This window comes from Bacillus massiliigorillae (assembly GCF_000380245.2).
GTDB classification, from domain to species: domain Bacteria; phylum Bacillota; class Bacilli; order Bacillales; family DSM-1321; genus Bacillus_AD; species Bacillus_AD massiliigorillae.
This window is the reverse complement of the sequence record NZ_HG428742.1, coordinates 493,958-512,310: the sequence shown is the minus strand read 5'-3', so window position 1 is coordinate 512,310 and position 18,353 is coordinate 493,958. Positions and strand designations below refer to the sequence as shown.

The 18,353-nt window shown below is 36.2% G+C and carries 18 protein-coding genes; 10 read left to right on the top strand and 8 right to left on the bottom strand.

What is annotated here, in order from left to right:
- Positions 1 to 69 precede the first annotated feature (69 nt).
- Positions 70 to 2,493: an LTA synthase family protein gene (locus TX86_RS18470; RefSeq protein ID WP_042351149.1), complete on the top strand. Its 2,424-nt coding sequence runs from the start codon at positions 70 to 72 to the stop codon at positions 2,491 to 2,493.
- 246 nt (positions 2,494 to 2,739) lie between these two features.
- Here TX86_RS18470 and TX86_RS18465 read toward each other — a convergent pair whose 3' ends face one another.
- Positions 2,740 to 4,095 carry a YjiH family protein gene (locus TX86_RS18465; RefSeq protein ID WP_042351147.1) on the bottom strand — a complete coding sequence of 452 codons (1,356 nt, stop codon included), beginning with the start codon at positions 4,093 to 4,095 and terminating at the stop codon, positions 2,740 to 2,742.
- A 267-nt stretch (positions 4,096 to 4,362) separates the two neighbouring features.
- On the opposite strand from TX86_RS18465, the gene TX86_RS18460 reads away from it, so the two are divergent.
- From TX86_RS18460 to TX86_RS18450, 3 genes are read left to right on the top strand one after another with little or no spacing between them, the layout of a single operon-like run.
- Positions 4,363 to 5,259 (top strand): aldo/keto reductase, encoded by an 897-nt coding sequence (locus tag TX86_RS18460; RefSeq protein WP_042351146.1) that lies wholly within the window; start codon positions 4,363 to 4,365, stop codon positions 5,257 to 5,259.
- A gap of 32 nt (positions 5,260 to 5,291) precedes the next feature.
- A complete protein-coding gene (locus TX86_RS18455; protein WP_042351144.1) occupies positions 5,292 to 6,149 on the top strand; it encodes a Cof-type HAD-IIB family hydrolase in 858 nt (285 codons plus the stop codon).
- Between the two features lie 57 nt (positions 6,150 to 6,206).
- Entirely contained in the window at positions 6,207 to 7,271 is a 1,065-nt protein-coding gene (locus TX86_RS18450; protein ID WP_042351143.1) for a PQQ-dependent sugar dehydrogenase, read from the top strand.
- 175 nt (positions 7,272 to 7,446) lie between these two features.
- On the opposite strand, the gene bshB2 is transcribed toward TX86_RS18450, so the two are convergent.
- From bshB2 to pdxK, 3 genes are all read right to left on the bottom strand, one after another.
- The gene (gene bshB2, locus TX86_RS18445; RefSeq protein ID WP_042351142.1) at positions 7,447 to 8,121 is read right to left on the bottom strand and encodes a bacillithiol biosynthesis deacetylase BshB2; all 675 of its coding nucleotides are present in this window, start codon (positions 8,119 to 8,121) and stop codon (positions 7,447 to 7,449) included.
- A 19-nt stretch (positions 8,122 to 8,140) separates the two neighbouring features.
- A complete protein-coding gene (locus tag TX86_RS18440; RefSeq protein ID WP_042351140.1) occupies positions 8,141 to 8,488 on the bottom strand; it encodes a YojF family protein in 348 nt (115 codons plus the stop codon).
- 305 nt (positions 8,489 to 8,793) lie between these two features.
- A complete protein-coding gene (pdxK, locus tag TX86_RS18435; protein WP_042351138.1) occupies positions 8,794 to 9,615 on the bottom strand; it encodes a pyridoxine/pyridoxal/pyridoxamine kinase in 822 nt (273 codons plus the stop codon).
- A 295-nt stretch (positions 9,616 to 9,910) separates the two neighbouring features.
- Between pdxK and TX86_RS18430 the strand changes: the two genes are divergently transcribed.
- The 3 genes from TX86_RS18430 (at position 9,911) to TX86_RS18415 (ending at position 12,295) form a co-directional block, all read left to right on the top strand.
- Entirely contained in the window at positions 9,911 to 10,624 is a 714-nt protein-coding gene (locus TX86_RS18430) for a uracil-DNA glycosylase (RefSeq protein WP_042351136.1), read from the top strand.
- 287 nt (positions 10,625 to 10,911) lie between these two features.
- Positions 10,912 to 11,208, top strand: coding sequence for a YwdI family protein (locus TX86_RS18420; RefSeq protein WP_154663160.1), 297 nt, complete (start codon positions 10,912 to 10,914; stop codon positions 11,206 to 11,208).
- A gap of 367 nt (positions 11,209 to 11,575) precedes the next feature.
- Positions 11,576 to 12,295, top strand: a complete 720-nt coding sequence (locus TX86_RS18415; RefSeq protein ID WP_042351131.1) for a YebC/PmpR family DNA-binding transcriptional regulator — start codon at positions 11,576 to 11,578, stop codon at positions 12,293 to 12,295.
- Positions 12,296 to 12,717: 422 nt separating this feature from the next.
- Here TX86_RS18415 and TX86_RS18410 read toward each other — a convergent pair whose 3' ends face one another.
- On the bottom strand, positions 12,718 to 13,368 hold the full coding sequence (locus TX86_RS18410) for a Bax inhibitor-1/YccA family protein (protein WP_042351130.1): 651 nt from the start codon (positions 13,366 to 13,368) through the stop codon (positions 12,718 to 12,720).
- Positions 13,369 to 13,575: 207 nt separating this feature from the next.
- On the opposite strand from TX86_RS18410, the gene TX86_RS18405 reads away from it, so the two are divergent.
- The gene (locus tag TX86_RS18405; RefSeq protein WP_042351129.1) at positions 13,576 to 13,947 is read left to right on the top strand and encodes a DUF423 domain-containing protein; all 372 of its coding nucleotides are present in this window, start codon (positions 13,576 to 13,578) and stop codon (positions 13,945 to 13,947) included.
- Between the two features lie 76 nt (positions 13,948 to 14,023).
- On the opposite strand, the gene gerQ is transcribed toward TX86_RS18405, so the two are convergent.
- The 3 genes from gerQ to hemQ form a co-directional block, all read right to left on the bottom strand.
- Positions 14,024 to 14,563, bottom strand: a complete 540-nt coding sequence (gene gerQ / locus TX86_RS18400; RefSeq protein ID WP_042351128.1) for a spore coat protein GerQ — start codon at positions 14,561 to 14,563, stop codon at positions 14,024 to 14,026.
- 85 nt (positions 14,564 to 14,648) lie between these two features.
- Positions 14,649 to 15,080 (bottom strand): cell wall hydrolase, encoded by a 432-nt coding sequence (locus TX86_RS18395; protein ID WP_042351127.1) that lies wholly within the window; start codon positions 15,078 to 15,080, stop codon positions 14,649 to 14,651.
- A 248-nt stretch (positions 15,081 to 15,328) separates the two neighbouring features.
- Positions 15,329 to 16,072: a hydrogen peroxide-dependent heme synthase gene (gene hemQ / locus TX86_RS18390; protein ID WP_042351126.1), complete on the bottom strand. Its 744-nt coding sequence runs from the start codon at positions 16,070 to 16,072 to the stop codon at positions 15,329 to 15,331.
- Between the two features lie 239 nt (positions 16,073 to 16,311).
- On the opposite strand from hemQ, the gene pta reads away from it, so the two are divergent.
- Complete coding sequence (gene pta, locus TX86_RS18385; RefSeq protein WP_042351125.1) at positions 16,312 to 17,283, top strand: phosphate acetyltransferase; 972 nt, start codon at positions 16,312 to 16,314, stop codon at positions 17,281 to 17,283.
- Between the two features lie 61 nt (positions 17,284 to 17,344).
- The gene (lipL, locus tag TX86_RS18380; RefSeq protein ID WP_042351124.1) at positions 17,345 to 18,181 is read left to right on the top strand and encodes an octanoyl-[GcvH]:protein N-octanoyltransferase; all 837 of its coding nucleotides are present in this window, start codon (positions 17,345 to 17,347) and stop codon (positions 18,179 to 18,181) included.
- The last annotated feature ends 172 nt before the right edge of the window (positions 18,182 to 18,353 follow it).

Below are 18,353 nucleotides of genomic sequence, written 5' to 3'. Positions count from 1 at the left end.
AATGTATTCGTGTAAAATATGTTTCCTGTTGAACGGGTAGTTGCAACAACTTAGAAGGGTGGACATGAGGTGTCAAAAGGAAAAGAAAAGGTAAGAGGAAACTGGATTAACCGAATAAGGCATGTGAATGATTGGTATTTTGTAATTTGCATGCCTCTTCTTGCTTTTATTATTACAGAAACCGCATTTCGAGGAAATATCGGTTCTTTTTTTAGTTGGATTAGTGAGAGACCTACTGAAGCTGTTTTAACTTTTATTGTTCTTTGCGGGCTTGTGAATATTGGTTATGTGTGTAACAAAAAGGTATATATATTAACTTCATTTATTATAACGATGCTTCTTGTTTTAGGTGGATTTATTAGTCGTTTGAAGCTTGATTTAAGAGGAGAGCCTCTACTTCCAGGAGATTTACGATTAGTTAATGAAGCATCGAACATAACACAATCTATGGAGTTATCGAATATTGGTGTCATTGCTTTTGTACTAGGAATTTTGCTAGTACTAAGCGTAATTTTTGCGTATTTTGTTAAGAATGAGAAATTTAAAGTGTGGAAACGTGTTGGTGTAACATTAGTTGCTTTTCTAATAGTATGGGTCGCTTTTACAAATAAGCCTTTTGATATAACAGATGCATTTAAGGTAACAACAATTACTTATGATCAGCAAATGAACAGTGAGCAAAATGGTTTTACGTTAGGTTTTCTACTTAATACTAGATGGATGAAAGTGGACAAGCCTTCAGACTATAATGAACAAACAGTAGCGGCTATTCTTGAAAAATATGAAGATAAGGCATCTGTTGGAAATAAGAAGCCGAATATTATCTTTGTACAAAGTGAGGCCTTTTGGGACCCGTTATTATTAGGAGAAAATTTATTTAGTGAAGATCCCATTCCTTTCTTTAGAAGTTTGCAACAGAAGCATACATCGGGAAATTTACGTGTTCCTGTTTACGGAGGCGGAACGGTTAATACAGAGTTTGAGGCTATTACAGGTTTATCAACGAGATTTTTGCCAAGTGGTTCAATTGCTTTTGCGCAGTACTTGAAAAATCCTGTTCTTTCAATGCCACGCTCGCTTGAAAGCATTGGTTACAAAGCAACAGGTATTCATTCGTATCATTCATGGTTTTATCGCCGAACAGAAGCGTACCGTAATTTAGGTTTTACTAATTTCATCGGGCAAGAATATTTCTTCAATCCCCAATATAAAGGTGACTATATTTTCGATAATGATTTTGTGCAACGAATTGTTTCTGAAGTGAAAGCAACAGAACAACCTGATTATATTTATGGTGTATCTATGCAGGGTCATGGACCTTATCAATCGAATGCAGATACAAAGAATAAAATCAAGGTTACTAAAAATATAGACAAAGCTTCTAAACAAATTCTAGAATCATATGCATCAACCATGAAAGACGTTGATAATTCATTACAAGAGCTTGTTACTGAACTAGAGAAAGTAAATGAACCGTCTATCGTTGTTTTTTACGGAGATCATTTACCGATGCTAGGTGACAATTATCAAGTGTATAAACAATTAGGTTTCATGAAGAATCTTGAAGAAGAAACAGATTATAATAAAATGCATACGGTGCCGTTAGTGATATGGTCTAATTATTTAGAGAAGCAAGAAGATGTACTGATGGGGAGTTATATGCTTCCAGCGTATGTTTTAAATCTTGCTAACCTAAACCAAGAACCACTTTATCGTTTTATGGATAGCATGTATGAAGCAGGGTATCAAATATTACCAAGTCATGTGGAAGATAGAACGGACAAATGGCTCGTCGATTATAGAATTCTGAACTATGATAATCTCTTTGGTAAACAATTCTCTGATTACTATCATTTGTTGAACGATAATAAGAATTTTTACCTAGGATCGGAAAAATTATCGGTGGGTTCATTAACGCCAAATGTTATCAATCGAGAGGCAAAAGAAGATCAAGAAATTGTAATTAAGGGACAAGGATTTGCTCCCGCTATGCGGGTTTATGTAGATAGCGAGATGGTAGAGACAGTTGTATCAAATGAAAACCAAGCTTTAATTAAAATTCCGAAGAAACTGTTTGAAACAAGTAAACAAGTTAATTTACATGTTGAAATTGTAGATTCGATGGATCGAACGATATCGTCAACGAATAAAATACCAATTCAAGTAGTAAATGAAACCGAGTTTAATCAAAAATCAGCTGCTTCTATGAAAAAAATAGAAGCAAATAAATTATCTTGGGAATTTTTTAAGGAAGCTACAGATTACACTATTATTCGTGCGAATTTGAATAAAGTAGATGTTCCATACTCATTTAAAATGAATGGTAAAGTATTCGAGGATGCAAATGCAGATTATTTTGATCGAGCGGGATTAGCGAATTTATATGTAAATGGCTATTTCTATATTAGCGTTAATAAAGCTGAATTAGCGAAGTTTGCTTCTGTTAATGAATTCATGAAGCATCAACAAGTTGAATTTTTTATAGTGGAATAATTAAAAGAAAGCTCAAAAGTTCAAGTGAGGGACTTTTGAGCTGCCTTTTTTAAAAGATAAGAAAGTATATAAATTTGTGCGATGTCTAGCTCCAGCGCCCAGCGACTAGTAGATTTCGCCCATCTCCCTACGATAAGTCAACATCGAATCGGCTACCGCCTCTTCGTGTTTCCTTTATCTCAGTTGAAGTGCTCCAATCTATACGTCGCAAAACGGGCGCTTGCGCTTTTCTTATAATGTATTTATTTAAAATAAAAGGTGAGCTACCCCAACGATAATCGGTAACGTGATTGCCGTACGGATCAAGAAGATAATAACAAGATCTTTGAAGTTAACAGGGATTTTTGAACCGAGTAGTAGTCCACCTACTTCAGACATGTAAATCAATTGCGTTACTGATAAAGTGGCAATAACAAATCGAGTAAGGTCACTTTCAATTCCCATTGCTAGGACAGAAGGCAAGAACATATCTGCAAATCCAATGAGAATTGTTTGAGATGCAGCATGAGCCTCTGGGATTTGTAGCAATTCTAGAATAGGGATAAAAGGTAATCCTAACCATTGGAATACAGGTGTATAATTGGCAATAATTAAAGCGATTGTTCCCATTGCCATAACAACAGGAGCAACACCCATCCATAAATCTAGAACATTTCTTCCACCCTCTAAGAAGAATTTCTTTATTCCCTTATTTTCTTCTGCACGATTAACAGCTAGTTTAACTCCCCAAGTAAAAGGATTATAGCCTTTTGGTGTTACTTCGTCATTATTTGGCTGATGATCACCATGATATGTATCAGGCTTCCTTGATAAAGGTGGAATCCTTGGCATAATGATTGCAGCTACAAGTCCAGATAGAAGAACAGTTAAGTAGAATGGGATAAACATATGACCAAGATTAACTTGTGAAATAATAACAAGGCTGAATGTAATAGAAACAACAGAGAAGGTTGTTCCGATAATCGCAGCTTCTCGTTTTGTATAATAGCCTTCTTCGTATTGTTTGCTAGTTAGTAGTACTCCGATTGTTCCATCACCTAACCAAGAGGCGGCGCAACCAATGGAGGAACGACCCGGAAGTCTGAATAGCGGGCGCATTACTTTTATAAGAAGTGCTCCAAAAAGCTCAAGTAAACCAAAGTTTAAGAGTAGTGGTAAGAGTAATCCAGCAAAGAAGAATACTGCGAATAAAGTAGGTAGTAAGCTAAACAGCAATGTTCCACCAGTGTCTTCTGACCAAAGCCATTCTGGTCCAATTTTGAATAATACCATAACAGCAAAGATTGCACCGAAGATTCTTGTAATCATCCAAACAGGGCTCACGTCGAATAGCGATGTGAAAAACGGGCTTTTTTTGATGAAAGGTATATTAAATAGTTTAGCAGCTAATGTTCCAAGAACAGCTAGTACAATAATAAAGGTCATAATGTAGGGAATTGAGTCACCAAGCATGTCTTTAAACGTACCAGATAGAATTGCAATTGGAATAGTAATTTGTCCGTCATATGAGACAGGAGTCATGAATAATAGAATACCGATTAGAGAAGGTATGATAAATAGTAGTAATGAAGATACTTTATAGTGTTTTGACGTGTTGTTCATTATGTTCCCCTTTACTTTCATTGTATCGGTTGATTAATATATATACAGTTTAATGCATAATAATAAAAAAATCTATTAATATTTCAAAATAGTATTTATCAGGTTTTTACCTTTACCCCATTTTTTTATGTATAAACGTTGAAATGATATAAAATGTTGAATTATATGTATATATTTTATATGTGTATAATAAAGAAGAAGCTGTTAGATGTATAATAAATGAAGTTATTTATTATTTTTAAATAAGTAATGATGAGGAGTGTTAATGTGGAAAGAGTACAGCTACAGGATGATATTCAGTTTTCTCGTATTATTCATGGTCAATGGCGATTAGCAGATTGGCAATATAGTGATCAACAAGTGTTACAACTTATGGAACAGTGTCTAGAGTTAGGCATAACAACAATTGACACAGCTGATATTTATGGACAGTATACATGTGAGAAGCTTCTTGGAAAAGCCTTATCATTAAAACCTCAACTTCGTGAACAATTAGAAATCATAACAAAATGTGGGATTAAATTAACTTCGAGAGATGATGTGCAGCTGAATCATTATGATTCAAGTAAGAAACATATTGTAGAGAGTGTGCATCAATCCTTAGAGAATATGCAAACAGATTATATTGATGTATTGCTAATTCATCGTCCAGATGTACTTACTGACCCAGCAGAAGTTGCAGAGGCTTTTTCCGAATTAAAGCAATCGGGGAAAGTAAAGCATTTTGGAGTATCTAATTATACACCTTCACAAGTCTCCATGTTACAAACGTATTTAGAAATGCCTCTTATTACGAATCAAGTGGAATTGTCTGTATTAGAAAGAGCTCAATTTGAGAATGGAACGTTAGATCAAGCAATTGAAAGACGTATGCCACCGATGGCTTGGTCACCTTTAGCTGGGGGACGAATATTTACAAGTGAAGATGCTCAGGCTGTTAGAGTGAGAGAGACACTTACAAAAATAGCATCTGAAATCGGCGCGAAGAGTATCGATCAAGTAATGTATGCGTGGTTGTTAAAACATCCAGCAAAGATTATGCCAATTGTTGGTTCAGGTAAAATGGAACGTATTCAAGCTGCTGTAAAAGCTTTATCATTAAATCTCACTAGAGAGCAATGGTATGAAATTTGGGTAGCTTCAAGAGGAAAACAAGTAGATTAAAGAAGATTGTAAGGAAAGAAGGTCGTTTTAGTTTGATTAAATGTATTGCAACTGATATGGATGGTACTTTATTAAATATGCATGAAAAAGTTAGTGAGGCGAATAAACGCGCGATTGAACATGCCCAGTCAAAAGGTGTGGAGGTAGTAGTAGCTACAGGTCGCTCGTATTTAGAAGCTCGCCATGCGTTAGATGAAGCTGGTTTGAAATGTCCTGTTATTTCCATCAATGGAGCCGTTGTATGGGATGAAGAGGGAGAAATGGTAGCATCAAATCCAATGGATAGAGAAGATGTAGAGCGAGCTAGAGCAGTTTTAGATGAAGCGGATATCTACTATGAAGTTTATACAAATAAAGGTACATATACATATGATAAGAAAGTCTCTATTGAAACGATTGTGGATTTATTAGTATCTGCATTTCCTGATGTGGATCCGGCGTATTTAGAGAAAAGAGCAACGGAGCGTTTTGATTTAGGTTTAGTTCATGTAGTACCGAGTTACGCTGAATTATTTGCAGATGAAAACATTCAATGTTTTAAAATGCTTGTGTTTTCTGGTGATCAAGATTTATTAGGACACACTGGTGGTAAGCTTAAAGAGCATACATCTTTAACAGTTAGTTCATCTGGTAAAGAAAACCTAGAAATCACAAGCCCTTCTGCTCAAAAAGGTATCGCATTAGAAAAGTTTGTAGCGAAGCGTAATATTGCTCTTAGCGATACAATGGCAATTGGTGATAGCTACAATGATATTTCTATGTTTGAAAAAGCAGGTAAAGCAGTAGCGATGGGTAATGCAATTGCTGATATTCAACGCTTTTGTGATGAAGTAACATTGAGCAATCACGAAGATGGTGTAGCTCATGCTATTGAAAAAGCCTTAAAATAAAGTATTGCATCTTAGTCAGGCACCTACGTTTACTTTCTTTTAGAAAGAGGTAGGAAAATGAAAAAGATTAAGTGGTTATTCAGTATGATGTGTCTACTCATTTTAACAGCTTGTAGTAAGGCAGACGATGTGGATGATGAGAAGAAGGAAGAAATGGTAAGCAATCGGGCTACAACCATTGCAGTAGAGGCAACACAGCTTCAAGTTCCATGGTCAATTCAGAAAGCAAATGAAACCTTTTATATTAGTGAACGAAACGGAACGATTGCTGTCGTGCAAAATGGACAGGTAACAAGAGAACCAGTCCAGTTGAATCAACCTTTATCTTCTCAATCTGAAGCGGGCCTGCTAGGTTTTCTGTTAATGCCTGATTTTGCAAAGTCACAGCGAGCAATTGCCTATTATACGTATGAGCAGGATGGAGAGTCTTTGAACCGTGTAGTTATTCTCCAACGAAGTGAGAATAAATGGCATGAAATCACAAAGCTATTAGATGGTATCGTTAGCGGTCAATATCATCATGGTGGTCGTCTGCAAATAGGTAAGGATGGTTTGCTTTATATTACGACGGGTGATGGTTTGAAAGAAGAACGAGCACAAAATCTCCAATCGCTTAGTGGGAAAATTCTTCGAATGAACCTAGATGGTAGCGTACCGGAAGATAATCCATTTTCAAATTCATATGTATATAGTTATGGTCATCGAAACCCACAAGGACTTACTTGGGATGAACAAGGCAATCTCTACAGTAGTGAACATGGTTCTTCTGCTCACGATGAATTAAATACCATTGTAGCAGGAGCAAACTATGGTTGGCCTATTATTCAAGGAGATGAAAAGAAGGAAGGCATGGTAACGCCGATTATTCATTCAGGTAATGTAACATGGGCACCTGCAGGGCTTGCGTATCATAATGGTAATCTGTATGTAGCAACGTTACGAGGCGAAGCGCTTAAACGTTATCATCTTCAATCAAAAGTAATGGAAGATGTCGTGAAGGATGTTGGCCGTATACGAGATGTATTCATAGAAGGGAATATGTTATATTTCATTTCGAATAATACGGATGGAAGAGGCAACCCTTCTAAAGATGATGATCAATTGTATAAAGTAGAATTGTAAGAGGCTATCTGCCAAGTGATTAACAATCACTTGGTGGACAGCCTCTTTACACTGTTGTAGATTACAAAAAAAAGATTACCTAAATAGGTAATCTAATTAAAGGGGGATACTATGGAAAGTTCATCATATTGGCATTATATCCAGTGCACGAGCACTTTATACATAGATGATGAAATTATTTATTATCCCACTTATATGTCCAGAACGTCTCTATATTAAGTCTTCTCAATACTTCTGGATCACGTTGGTTAATCTTTTCTTCCCAATCAGCAGTCATTAATTGCGTTTGAGAAGCGTGAGCTCGAAGTGCCGCTAGTTTCGTAGCTTGAAAAGCACTTACTTCGTTAACAATATCCGGTTCTCCTAAATCTTCAATACAGTTACTTGAGAATGCTACTGCATGTAAAGTTGGACGGCTTTCCTCTGGCATTCTTCCCAAAGCTTCTACGACTGCTTTTCCTGTTGCATCATGGTCAGGATGGACACTATATCCTGGATAGAAGGAAATAACTAAGGAAGGATTTAATTCGTGAACGGCATCTGTAATCATACCGATAAGTTTTTCTTCATCTTCAAACTCAATTGTTTTATCTCGAAGGCCCATCATACGTAAATCGGAAATACCCATAGCTTTTGCTGCTTCTTGTAATTCTTGTTTACGGATTTTTGGCAGCCCTTCACGAGTGGTAAAAGGTGGGTTACCTAAGTTTCTGCCCATTTCTCCTAGTGTTAAACACATATATGTTACAGGTGTCCCTTGAGTAGTGAATGAAGCAATCGTTCCTGATACACCGAAAGCTTCATCATCTGGGTGAGGGAACACGACAAGTACATGACTTTCTTGACTCAATGTTTTTCCTCCTCTCGTCTTATTCGAACGGTGTCTCGCTAATTTGTAATGAGACAGCTAAACGACCACTTTCATCTAAACCAGCTAGAAGTAATCGATTCTGGTCATCCATCATGAAGTGAGTAACGCCTTCAGCGTAAACCCATCCTAATGCAATCTTTAAACCTACACGATAGGGACCGTCACCTTTAATTTTTCCATGCTCATATTGAACAAGAGCATTTCGAATATAAGCACCAGCAGAGTAACTGCCTCCGCCAAAGTGTGAAGCATATGCTCCGTTAGTTGTTTCTAGATGTATATACACATCTTTTTGCTGAAAAGAATCAATTGCTTCTTGAACAGCTAAAGGTACAATTGGCTTCATACTATAACCTCCTCATTCCTAATTAACATCTTGATTTATAGTAGATTTCTCAAAGTAAATCTTGGGGTAGTTCTTCTTTTTGGGGGTGATAGATTGTTGAAAGAAAATCATATCAACCCAAATTTTTAATATTACTATTCACTATCTTACTAAAAGAATGGAAATAATGCGAAAAGATTACCTTCATTTTTTTTGAACATTTCTTGTGATTGCTTCAATCAAAATGTAGTTGTAAGAGTGAAAACGAAGGAAAAAAAGACTAATGCATAGTTCACATTAGTCCAAGTTTTATATTATATTATATTTTATTTATTTTGAGCTCCATATAGTTTGTAAGCACCATGCATAGTTGGTCCAACGTATTCGTTTAGTTTCCAAGAATGGCGAATGGCTTCTGTAATGAAATCTTTCGCTACAGAGATTGCTTCTTCTACAGATTTTCCAAGTGCTAATTCAGCCGTAATTGCTGCAGCAAATGTACAACCTGCACCATGTGTATAAGAAGTTGGAATTAGGTCGTTTTCAATAATGATATGTTCTTTACCATCATACATTAGGTCGATGGCTTTTTCTGTACCATGTAATTTGCTTCCGCCCTTAATCACAACATATTTAACTCCAAGGTCATGAATTTTTTCTGCTGCTTTTTTCATTTGGTCAACTGTCGTAATAGTTTGCATTCCAGCAAGCTGAGCTGCTTCAAAAAGGTTAGGTGTAGTAACCGTTGCAAGTGGAAGTAAAGCTTCTCTGTATGCAATGGTATGCTCAGGGAATAGAACTTCATCTTCACCTTTACAAACCATTACTGGGTCAATTACTACGTTTGTAAGATTGTACTCTTTAATTTTACGAGCTGCTAATTCGATAATTTCAACTGAACCAAGCATTCCTGTCTTTAATGCATCTACGCCTACTGAAAGAATTGTTTCTAATTGTGCTTCAACTGTAGATGTTTCTTGAGGAAATACTTGATGATGCCAGTTATCTTTTGGATCCATCGCTACAATTGTCGTTAAGGCAGTCATACCGTAAACACCAAGTTCTTGAAATGTTTTTAAATCTGCTTGTATACCTGCACCGCCGCTTGAATCGGAGCCAGCAATCGTTAAAGCTTTTTTCATTGTCATATGAATCCTCCTAATGTAGTTAGATAATTATGAATTAATTAACTATTCTTCGCCTAATAAGCAGTTAATTAGTCTTCTTCTCTATTAAGAATATAATAATTAAGTTTAGATATACAAGCATTTCATTTACTTATGTAAAGTGAAAAAGTAATAGTCTAGTTGAAGAATCAAGGGTTCTTTCATACATACTGTGTGGCTGCACTAATTTCTTTTCTATGAAATAATGAGAAATTAGAGGAAACTGAGAATTTAAGATAAAATGATAAGAGATAATCCTGAAAGGTAGAGAGATACAATGATTTTACCGAATAATATACATGATTCGTGGAAGCCTTTTTTGACAAAAGAAATGATAGATGAGTTAAAAGAAATCGAACAACAAATTGGGTCGAATTATAATCCGCATGAAACCGACCGCATTTTACGATTTCTTACTACAGATTTACATCAAGTGAAAGTCATTTGGCTTGGTCAAGATGTGTATCCAATGAAAGGGGCAGCTACTGGAAGATCCTTTGAAGTAGGTGGGTTAGAAAGTTGGCATGGTCCATTCCGCCAAGTATCTTTGAAAAACATCGTACGTTTATTGCATAAAAATTTTAATCAAATTGAGGATTATAGTGATATTAAATCTTTTCAATCTATTAAGTCTGAAATTAGTTCAGGTAGCTTTCCTATTAAACCACCTCACTTATGGTTTGATGATTTAGAGAAACAGGGTGTTTTATTTTTGAATACATCATTTACGTGTGAAACAGGAAAGCCGAATAGTCATAAACATATTTGGGCTCATTTTTCACAGCAAGTGTTAGCTTATATATCTAAATGTAATCCGAATATTAGTTGGTTTTTATGGGGGAAAGAAGCGATTAGTAATAAAGTATATATTGAAAAAGGACGGTTCTATGAAAGTCGTCATCCAATGATGTGTAGTGTAAAGTATCCAGATGATTTCTTAAAGTTTCAAGGTTTTGAAAGAACGAGAAATGATATTCATTGGGTGCATTAAACTGAATTCGTCAATGTTTCACATGAAACATTATTTTCTGACAATTTTCGAAAGAGAGAACAATAGGAGATATGGAAAATAAACAAAGAATTAATTGTGTGAAGTGTAGGCATTATTTCGTGACATGGGATCAGCAGTCGCCAAAGGGATGTAGGGCATTCGGGTTTAAATCCAAGCTACTACCTTCGATGATTGTTTTGCAATCGTCGGGGCAAAATTGTATGAAGTATGAAGAAAAGAAATGACTAGAATGATTGTGAAACGTACATTATGATTAAGGAAGAAACTTGACTAGAACACTAGAGGTGAATAAAATGGAAATCTCATCTGATAAAGTGTTGAATAAAATGGAAGAGCTTATTCAAAAAGCTAAGACAGCCTCAACATTTCAAAAGAAACAAAGTTACATATTGGCAATTAAAGCATTATGCGAAATAATGTCAGAAGAAGAAGCCAATATACAAGTAGTAAAGCAACCTGTAATGCAGGAACCTAAGTATGTGAGTACACCTACTGCTGAAGTAGCGAATCAAAAACCAATGTCAATGAATGATGCAAATGGTTCGTCTTTATTAGACTTCTAAAATTTAAGATAAGGGTGACTCGAAAGGTATTAGCTAATATCACTTCACTGGGCTTTCCTTTTAATATTAAATGGAGAATTTATCTATTCTCTAAACCGCAAGCGTTATAAACCAACTATTTCAAGTAACTTAATTTAAATTAACAATCAGATGTAAACAAGTACGAAGCATCTTAAAAGCGTAAAGAGGCGTCTTAAAAGTGATTGGAAATCACTTTTAGGACAGCCATATTTTTTTGACTAGAGTACTCGAAACGGATGAATCAATTCGTTATAATATATTCTAGTGAATGAATTGCTTCTATTCATTAAATAGATTAATTTTTTATGATTTTGTATAGATTTAAAGCTGAAAGAGAGTGAGCGCAATGGGTCGTAAGTGGAACAATATTAAAGAGAAAAAAGCATCCAAAGATGCTAATACTAGTCGATTATATTCAAAATTCGCACTTGAAATTTATGTAGTTGCCAAGCAAGGTGAACCAAACCCAGAATCTAACCAAGCATTAAAATTCGTTTTAGAGCGTGCTAAAACGTACAATGTACCAAGAAACATTATTGATCGTGCTATTGAAAAAGCCAAAGGTGGAGCAGATGATAACTATGCTGAGCTTCGCTACGAAGGATTTGGACCTAGCGGATCAATGATTATTGTAGATGCATTAACAAATAACGTGAACCGTACTGCTTCAAACGTTCGTGCAGCCTTTGGTAAAAACGGTGGGAACATGGGTGTAAGTGGATCCGTTGCTTACATGTTTGACGCTACAGCAGTTATTGGTGTAGAAGGTAAGACTGCTGATGAAGTACTTGAACTACTAATGGAAGCAGATGTTGATGTTCGTGATATTCTTGAAGAAGATGAAGCGGTAATCGTATATGCTGAGCCAGATCAATTCCATGCTGTACAAGAAGCATTCAGAAGTGCTGGTGTTACAGAATTTACAGTTGCGGAATTAACAATGCTTGCACAAAACGATGTAACACTTGATGCTGATGCACAAGCTCAATTTGAAAAATTAGTTGATGCATTAGAAGATTTAGAAGATGTTCAACAAGTGTACCACAATGTGGATTTAGGTGAATAAATGAAAGAAAGCGTCCGAAAATCATTTTTCGGACGCTTTTTTAACAGATAAGAAAGTATATAAATTTGTGCTGTGTCTAGCTCCAGTGCCCAGCGACGTATAGATTTCGCCCATCTCCCTACGATAAGTCAACACGAAAAAGGCTATCGCCTCTTCGTGTTGACTTTATCTCAGTCGAAGTGCTCCAATCTATACGTCGCCAAACGGTCGCTTGTGCTTTTCTTAATAGAGGGAGTATATAGTTTTGCGTGTTGTCTAACCTGACACCTGACACACTCGGTCATAAGCCAACCCATTTTGAAAACCAAAAGAGGGTTTTCAAGAATGGTTCGTCTTATGACTGCCGTGTGTCTCCTTTTGGATTAGGAGTAAAAACAAGAAGCAAATTCTAAATCCAAAAGGATCGGTGATGTTTTTTCTTATTAATCATCATTACTTAAAATACCGATTATACGTAATAAATAGATAAACAAGTTAACGAAGTCTAAATAAAGACTTAAAGCAAGTAGAGGTACCATTTCCTCTGAAATACCACGATGTTTCATCTGGTTAAAATCATATAGGATATACAGAGAGAAAAGGATTGCTCCAACACCTGATACGATTAACATATTTGTAGATGATAGAGGCATAAATATGCTTAAAATACTTACTACTACTAAACCAATTAATACAACCATTAAGAAAGAACCTAAGAAAGAAAGGTCTTTCTTCATTGTAGATCCAACAATTCCAAATACTGTAAAAATACCAAATGTTGCAGCAAATGCCATTAATACGGCTTCTGCACCAGCAGTTGAAGCGTAATAGCTTACGATAGGGAATGTTGTTATACCTGAAATGAAAGCAAAAACATATACAAATGTATATCCAACGGCTTTTCTTCTTCTAAACCAAAAAGCAGCAATAATCATGATAAACTCTGCAATGGCTAGTGGAAGCATAAGGCTAGGTGGAATGAACTGACCAGCATACAATCCAATAGTTGCTAGTAAAAGGCTAATAATAAATGTGACAAGAACTTTTTGAAATAATGATCTTGTACTAGTATTGTGATAAATCGTTTCGTGCATGATTCAGACTCCTTTATTTAATGAATAATGAGATGACATATCAATTATGTATCGGATTTCTTTTCTTCATTATAAATTATGAATTTTTTTTGTACAGAGGACCTCTTACTATTCTTTACAAAAACAATATGTTTTAATGGTATTTGACTAAAAATAAAATATTTTCTAATAAAATACACTTGTAAAAGTAGAGGGGGAGCAGGAAAGATGAAATTATTTATATCATTAGGTGCTATTTATGGCTTCTTAGCGGTTGCATTAGGTGCATTTGGAGCTCATATATTAGATGGAAGAATTCCAGCAAAATATATGATTACATGGGAGAAGGCTGTACTATATCAAATGTTTCATGCAGCGGGGTTACTTGTCGTTGGTTTATTAGCAGGTAAGTTTGGTATGAAGCCACTTATTAATTGGTCAGGTTGGTTAATGTTTATTGGCGTTATTTTATTCTCAGGTAGTTTGTACGTATTAAGTGTTACACAAATTAAAGTATTAGGAGCTATTACACCAATTGGCGGTGTTTCATTCCTTGTAGCTTGGCTATTAATGGTGTTTGCTGTTAACAAATATGCATAATGAAAGTAAAACCCTTGCTAGTATAGCGAGGGTTTTACTCTTGGTATGGACTAAACTAGTCCTCGGTTGACTATCTTCATCTTGGTGAATAAGTAGCCAAAGGCTGTGCAGAGGCGAATGGATACTCGTACTCAATTTCTTCATCAAACGTAATATAATCCAGATATACCATCAGTAGAATGTAGCGAATACCTGTTTGAGGATCGCTTAGAATGATATGATCTCGTCCTGCTGCTTCGATAATTCCTTTGAAAATCTTTGCATTCCATTCTTGATTGTTCTCAAAAGTCATATATACGGTTGCAAGCTTCCCTTTATTTAAGCGGAGAATATTCTCTACGTAAGATTGCTCTAAAGGCAACATTCCAGGAATTTGTGGACCTGTTGTTGGTGTACTGGGTGGTGTAGGTACTAATAAACCACCAGAAGCTTCGAGTGGTCCTCCTTGGAAGCTTTGTCCTTGCTGAGTAGTTGGCATTGGGTGCGGTGATGGTTGTTGGGACATTGGTTGTTGATACATTGGTTGTTGTCCACCTTGCATAGGGTTGAAATAAGGTGGTTGTTGTTGAGGCCGATATCCATAGTTTTCATACGGGTTTGGACCAGACTGGTTCATTTCTTCTTACCTCCAATTTACATGCTATGATAGCAGTTTTAGTAAGTATGAATACATGTCAGTAAATCTTGTTGTTGTTATGCGTTTAAAACGTTTGATATACACTTGGGCAGTCGTCTCCAGTAGGCTCGAAAAAACAATGTGCTTTGTATCGTCCTGAATTGGCTTGGTTGTACCAAGTAGGTGGGCATTCACCCTCTGGTCTAAAATACCATAAAGAATAGCTAGCAGGATGATATCTATTTCCTTTAAGATTCTTTCGTGCTAAGTCCATATCTTTTTGCCTTGCTCGCTGATAGAAATAGCCCTTTTGGGTTGCTTCAAAGCCACCAGGGCTTTGGAAGACCATTTTTGATACGGTATCAATGTTTTTGAAATCTAGGCAAGTGGCTTTGACTCGATTGACGCCTACATTACCAACCATAAGCATTCCAAGTTCTCCTTCACCTTCTGCTTCTGCACGCATAAGGCGTGCAAGTAACTTCACATCTTCTTCGTTATACGGAATCACTCCCATTTGTTTCACCTCATTGTTGACTCTTGATGATCAAAAAAGATTAGTAAGCAATATGCGATGAAGTAGCTTGGCACTTCAGTAACTAGCAGTAATCTTTACTATTTCAAATGTATGAACAAGGGAGAAAAATATGCATTGAAAAATCATTCTAGAAATTTTTTATGTAGTGAAGTAGTCTATAAAACCAAAAGAGACCATCCAAAAAGTAAATGGAGATTACTTTTGAGATAGTCTCTTATAAATAATAATTATACGTGAAGAAAAGAAGTAATTTTCTCTTCTTGCAGTAGATTACCGACGAAGAATTGACCAAATTCACCATAACGAGCACTTACTTCATCGAAACGCATTTCATATACAAGTTTCTTGAATTGAAGAACATCGTCAGAGAATAATGTAACTCCCCATTCATAATCATCAAAACCTACTGAACCAGTGATGATTTGTTTAACGATTCCAGCATATTTTCGACCAATCATTCCATGAGAACGCATTAAGCCGCGGCGTTCTTCCATAGGTAGCATATACCAGTTATCTTCACCTTGGCGACGCTTGTCCATTGGATAGAAGCAAACATGTTTTGCTTTTGGAAGAGTTGGATAAAGACGTGCTAGAATTTGTGGATTTTGATAAGGATCTTCACCAGCTGGTAAGTAATTACTTAGTTCTACAACAGAAACATATGAATGAGCTGGAATTGTGAATTCAGCTAGTTTTGACTTGTTGAATTCCGTTTCAATTTCATTTAATTCTTCCATTGTAGGGCGGACAATCATCATCATGAAGTCGGCTTTTTGTCCAACGATTGAATATAATGCATGACTACCAGCTTTTTCTGCTTCTGTTTTATTCCACTTTTCAACTAATCCTAAAAATTCAGAAATGGCTGCTTGTCTTTCATCGCTTGAAAGCATTTTCCAAGTTGTCCAATCCATAGTGCGGAAATCATGCAAGCAATACCATCCATCTAAAGTTTGTGCTGCTTCACTCATTAATAATCACTCCCACAGTTACCTTCTATATTTATCATCATTTACTATATCATACCTTATGAAGAAAATAGGTCAGCTAAGCACTGTGAACAGCATATTAAATGTGAACAGCGAGTGGATTTGATTGATAAAACAAACATTTCGGAATAAACAAAACTGGAACTTTTCTGTTACTTCCGTAGAAATTTTGATGATAAGAGGGTATGCTTATCATATAAGAAATAAGGAGGATTTTTATTGTGAGTGATTTATTTATTTCATTGAAAAACAAAGTAGCAGGTCAAAATGTGAAAATCGTTTTTCCTGAAGGCGCAGATGAGCGCATCTTAACTGCTGCAAGCAGATTAGCAGCTGAAAACATTTTAACACCAATCTTGGTAGGAAATGTTGCAAACATCGAAAGCAAAGCAAAAGAATTAGGTGCTTCACTTGATTCTGTTGAAATATATGATCCAGCAAACTATGAAGCAATGGATGAACTAGTAGCTTCATTTGTAGAACGTCGTAAAGGTAAAGTAACAGTAGAAGATGCACAGAAAATTTTATTAGATGCAAACTACTTTGGTACAATGCTTGTACACGTGAATAAAGCAAATGGATTAGTAAGTGGAGCAGTTCATTCAACAGCTGATACTGTACGCCCGGCATTACAAATCATCAAAACAAAACCAGGTATTCGTAAAACATCTGGTGTATTTATCATGGTTCGCGGTGAAGAAAAGCTTGTTATGGCAGACTGTGCAATCAATATTGCTCCAGATAGCCAAGATCTTGCTGAGATTGCTGTTGAAAGTGCTAAAACAGCTAGCATGTTCAGCATTGATCCTAAAGTAGCAATGCTAAGCTTCTCTACAAAAGGTTCTGCTAAGTCTCCAGAAACAGATAAAGTTTCTGAAGCAGTAAGAATTGCGAAAGAACTAGACCCAGCATTAGTTGTTGATGGTGAATTCCAATTCGACGCAGCATTTGTTCCTTCAGTAGCTGCACAAAAAGCTCCAGATTCAGTTATTAAAGGCGATGCAAATGTATTTGTATTCCCAAGTCTTGAAGCGGGAAATATTGGATACAAAATTGCGCAACGTCTAGGTAACTTTGAGGCTGTTGGACCAATCTTACAAGGTTTAAATCGTCCAGTTAACGATTTATCTCGTGGTTGTAACGCAGAAGATGTGTACAAGCTTGCATTAATTACAGCTGGTCAATCACTGTAAGATTTTGCTTTTGGCTAGTACAAAATGCGAGTAACGAAGCAAAAGGGGGGGAACACGCGAGATGAGGGAAGAACGTTCGATTCTTTATCAAAAGACCTGGAGAATTATTGATCACACATCGATGGGACCACAGTTTTCTGCACTTCAATCTTTTGCGACTGATGATACACTTTGTCATATCGCGGGGCAAGGTTCTTCAGTAGCCATTGCAAGAGCGTGGGTACATCACCATACGGTTGTTCTTGGTATCCAAGATAGTCGACTTCCTTTTCTCGAAAAGGGGCGTCAGTATTTAGAGGATAATGGTTATCGTGCCATTGTTCGCAATTCAGGAGGCTTAGCGGTTGTTTTAGATACAGGAGTTTTAAACCTGTCGCTAGTTTTCCCTGAAGTGGATAAACGTATTGATATCAATAGAGGGTACGACGCAATGGTTGAACTCATTCGCTACATGTTCCGAGCGTATGATGTCGAGATTGAAGCGAGAGAAATTGTTGGCTCTTATTGTCCAGGTAGCTATGATTTAAGTATCAATGGGAAAAAGTTTGCGGGCATTTCGCAAAGAAGAATACGTAATGGAGTGGCCGTTCAGATTTACCTTTGTGTAGAAGGTAGTGGATCAACACGAGCTGAATTGGTGAAGCAGTTTTACTCGATTGCTAAAGAAAACGTAGAGACAAAGTTTGTATATCCATCTATCGTTCCAGAGGTAATGGCTTCCTTAAGCGAGCTATTACAGATTGAATTGACGGTACAGGATGTCATGCTAACGTTTTTGAAAGCAATACAAGACCATAGTGATTCCATTTATTCTTCGCAGCTTACGGAAGAAGAAGCCTCCTACTATGAAGGCTATTTAATACGTATGCAAGAGCGAAATGAAAAGTTTATTAAATAATATCATAAAAGCCGTTGCTTCTAATTCGTTAGAAGCAACGGCCTTTTCGATTGGAAGAACATATCAAGAAGCATAAACATTAACCAAAAAAGATCGGTACCAGTTTTTAATGAATTGTAACGAAATTTTATTAATTATATTGAAATAAGATGCAATTTATTTGTTACTTTAA

What these genes read in the sequence shown, in the direction of transcription:
- lipL (WP_042351124.1), top strand. Translation starts at nt 17,345, where the DNA reads ATGAGGGAAGAACGTTCGATTCTTTATCAAAAGACCTGGAGAATTATT.
- TX86_RS18395 (WP_042351127.1), bottom strand. Translation starts at nt 15,080, where the DNA reads ATGGGAGTGATTCCGTATAACGAAGAAGATGTGAAGTTACTTGCACGC.
- TX86_RS18410 (WP_042351130.1), bottom strand. Translation starts at nt 13,368, where the DNA reads ATGCACGAAACGATTTATCACAATACTAGTACAAGATCATTATTTCAA.
- hemQ (WP_042351126.1), bottom strand. Translation starts at nt 16,072, where the DNA reads ATGAGTGAAGCAGCACAAACTTTAGATGGATGGTATTGCTTGCATGAT.
- TX86_RS18450 (WP_042351143.1), top strand. Translation starts at nt 6,207, where the DNA reads ATGAAAAAGATTAAGTGGTTATTCAGTATGATGTGTCTACTCATTTTA.
- pdxK (WP_042351138.1), bottom strand. Translation starts at nt 9,615, where the DNA reads ATGACAATGAAAAAAGCTTTAACGATTGCTGGCTCCGATTCAAGCGGC.
- gerQ (WP_042351128.1), bottom strand. Translation starts at nt 14,563, where the DNA reads ATGAACCAGTCTGGTCCAAACCCGTATGAAAACTATGGATATCGGCCT.
- TX86_RS18430 (WP_042351136.1), top strand. Translation starts at nt 9,911, where the DNA reads ATGATTTTACCGAATAATATACATGATTCGTGGAAGCCTTTTTTGACA.
- TX86_RS18440 (WP_042351140.1), bottom strand. Translation starts at nt 8,488, where the DNA reads ATGAAGCCAATTGTACCTTTAGCTGTTCAAGAAGCAATTGATTCTTTT.
- TX86_RS18415 (WP_042351131.1), top strand. Translation starts at nt 11,576, where the DNA reads ATGGGTCGTAAGTGGAACAATATTAAAGAGAAAAAAGCATCCAAAGAT.
- TX86_RS18465 (WP_042351147.1), bottom strand. Translation starts at nt 4,095, where the DNA reads ATGAACAACACGTCAAAACACTATAAAGTATCTTCATTACTACTATTT.
- TX86_RS18405 (WP_042351129.1), top strand. Translation starts at nt 13,576, where the DNA reads ATGAAATTATTTATATCATTAGGTGCTATTTATGGCTTCTTAGCGGTT.